This is a genomic window from Longimicrobium sp. (assembly GCF_036554565.1).
GTDB lineage: Bacteria > Gemmatimonadota > Gemmatimonadetes > Longimicrobiales > Longimicrobiaceae > Longimicrobium.
The window spans coordinates 1-2997 of sequence record NZ_DATBNB010000640.1; the positions used below are offsets into that span (position 1 = coordinate 1).

2 protein-coding genes are annotated in these 2997 nt (G+C 70.2%); one reads left to right on the top strand and one right to left on the bottom strand.

The features are described from left to right. A partial coding sequence (locus VIB55_RS17755) for an ABC transporter substrate-binding protein (RefSeq protein WP_331878003.1) occupies positions 1-860 on the top strand: 860 nt, incomplete at its 5' end. A gap of 142 nt (positions 861-1002) precedes the next feature. Here the strand turns inward: VIB55_RS17755 and mrdA are convergent. Then, positions 1003-2850, bottom strand: coding sequence for a penicillin-binding protein 2 (mrdA, locus tag VIB55_RS17760; protein ID WP_331878004.1), 1848 nt, complete (start codon positions 2848-2850; stop codon positions 1003-1005). Positions 2851-2997 lie beyond the last annotated feature (147 nt).

Consider the following 2997-nt stretch of genomic DNA (forward strand, 5'->3'; position numbering starts at 1 on the left):
ACCAGTACAAGGAAGTTCAGAACGCCCGCGGCCTGCAGGTGCACACGGCCGCGCAGGTGCGGCCGGCGTGGATCACCTGGAACGTCAACCGGCCGCCGGTGGACGACCCCGCCGTGCGCCGCGCCATCCTGATGGGGGTGAACCGGCAGGGGCTGGTGTCGGGGCTCTTCGGCGAAAGGGGCTCGCCCGCGATGTCCGTCATTCCGCCCAAGCTGAGCCCCGGCGGCGGCGCCCGGCCCATTCCCTACGACGTCAACGGAGCCAAGCAGCTGCTGGCCCAGGCGGGATGGGTAGACACGAACCGCGACGGCATCGTCGAAAAGAACGGCAAGCCGCTGCGGGTGGAGGTGGAGTTCAGCAGCTCCGATCCCATCCGCGGCGACATGCTGATCGCCATGCAGGCGCAGCTGAAGCAGATCGGCGTGGACCTGGCCCCGCGGCAGTACGAGCGCACCACCTGGGTGGAGCGGCTGCGCGGGCGCAACTTCACCGGCTCGTTCTGGGGCTGGGGATGGGGGCCGGGGGTGATGGGTCCCAACGCGGAGATGGTGTTCCACTCGCGGTCCATTCCGCCCAAGGGCGCCAACTTCGCGGGGTACAGCAACCCGCGGACGGACGCGCTGATCGACAGCATCCTGGCGCAGAACGACAAGGCGCAGGCGCAGGGGCTGTGGCAGCGGCTTGAGCAGCAGCTGATCGACGACGCGGCGTACGCGCCCATCTTCCTGGACCCGGAGTTCTACGCGGCCAACGAGCGGTTCGGCAACGTGAAGTTCCGCGGGCCCGAGTGGTGGGAAGACGTGATCTACTGGCACATTCCGCCCAACCGCCGCCTGCCGCGCGACCGCGCGCGGGGGTAGACCCCCCTCTCCCGGCCTCTCCCCCGCAAACTGCGCGGGAGAGAGGTGGGCGCGCTCCGGCAGGGATCTCATGATCGACACGAAACGGCCCTCCTCCACGTCAGGTGGAGGAGGGCCGCGTCTTCGACCATCGTGACCGCAGCTACCGGGAGACCCGGGCGGCGATCGATTCCGGCACCAGCTCCGGGTTCCGGAAGCCGTGCTTCTTGTTCAGGTAGTACTCGGCGATGTGCGCCGCGAGGGGGGCCGCCGTGCCGGAGCCGCTTTCGCCGAACTCCACGATCACCGCGATCACCACCTCGGGCCTGCCGCCGCGCGGGCCCGCGAACCCGGTGAACCAGGCGTGGTGCTTCTTGGGGTCTGCCGAGTTCTGCGCCGTCCCCGTCTTGCCGTACAGCTTGAAGCGCCGCAGCTCTGCCGCGTGCGCGGTACCCCCTTCCTCGATCACCGCGGCCATCCCCTGCCACAGCGAGCCCAGCGTTTCACCGCTCACCCGCAGGTCCGTTTCCACCGGCGCATCGCTCCCCATGCGCATGTGGGGGCGCCGCGCCACCCCGTTGCCCGCCAGGGCGGAGAAGAACTGCGCCATGCGCAGCGGCGTCTGCGAGTTGGGGCCCTGCCCGATGGCCAGGTTCATCACCTCGCTCGGAGGCGGCCGCCAGCCGAAGCGGTTCACGTACCACTCGCGCCCGCTGGGAAAGGTACCCACCCGCTCGCCCGGCAGGTCGATGCCCGTGGCCCGGCTGAAGCCCAGCCGCGTCCCGGCGCTGGTCAGGTTTTCCAGCCCCAGGCGAATGCCCAGCTGGTAGAAGTACACGTTGCAGGAATTGGCGATGGCCCGCGGAAGGTCCTGCGGGCCGTGCCCCTCGGGCTTCCAGCAGCGCGAGTAGCGCCCGGCGTACGCCATGCCGCCTACGCAGGCGATGGGCATCACGTACCCGGGGGTGATGGCGCCGCGCTCCACCCCGGCGATGGCCGTCGCGAGCTTCCAGGTGCTGCCGGGAGGGTAGATGCCCGCGAGCGCGCGGTTCAGCAGGGGGCGGGCGGGATCGTTGTTCAGCAGCGCCCAGTCCGTGCCCGACACCCCTCCCACGAACAGGTTGGGGTCGTACGTGGGCGCCGAGTACATGGCCAGGATCTCGCCCGTGCCCGGCACCATGGCCACCACGGCGCCGCGCATCCCCTTGGGAAACACCTGGTGCGCGTAGCGCTGAAGGTCCAGATCCAGGGTGAGCTTCACGTCTTCGCCCGGCTCCGGCATGTCGGAGACGGTGGGGGCAAAGCGGCCCAGCACCCGGCCGCGCGCGTCCACCTCCACGTACTGCGCCCCCATGGTGCCGCCCAGCGACGCCTCGTACTGCCGCTCGATCCCCGTCTTGCCGATGTGCTGCCCCTGCCGGTACCCCTCGAACGCCTTGCTCTGCAGCTCGCGGTCGTTGATCTCCAGCACGTAGCCCACCACGTGCGCCACCGCCGGGCCGGCCGGGTAGCGGCGGATGGGGTACGGCTGAAGCACCAGGCCGTGGATGCTCCCGTTGCGCTCCTCGAGCTTGGACACCTGCTCGAAGGTGAGCAGCGGCGCCACCGTCACCGGCTTTCCGCGGCTGGTGCGCGAGGCGCGCACGGCGGCCTCGATGGTGGCGGTGTCAAGGCGCAGGAGCCCCGCGACGGCCGACACGCGGGCGCGCACCGAGTCGGCCGGGCCCGGCTCCACCTGCAGGGCGTAGCCGGTCACCGTTTCGGCGACGATCTTTCCGTTGCGGTCGAAGACGGTGCCGCGCGGCGCGGCGATGGGAACGACGTCGAAGCGGTTGTCGTCGGCGCGAAGGAGGAACTCGCTGTTCCGCAGGATCTGCGTGCGGAAGAACGCCGACCCCAGCAGCCCCAGCGCAAAGACGCAGAAAAGGATGCCGGTCAGCGCGCGCTGGCGGCGGGAATGGGGGTGAAACGGGTCCGCGGGGCGGACGGAGAATTCCTGGAAGCGTGACATCCGGGAGAACCGGCAGAAACCGCTGTGAGGGGACGGTGTAAACTTATATCGACCAAGACGTTCGCGCCAGTCGGAACCCTCGGCTGCCCGGGGTGTCTGATCGTTGCCGGGCAGAGTCGCGCAGTGCGTCCCTTGCGCGGCGCCGCG

What these genes read in the sequence shown, in the direction of transcription:
- mrdA (WP_331878004.1), bottom strand. Translation starts at nt 2,850, where the DNA reads ATGTCACGCTTCCAGGAATTCTCCGTCCGCCCCGCGGACCCGTTTCAC.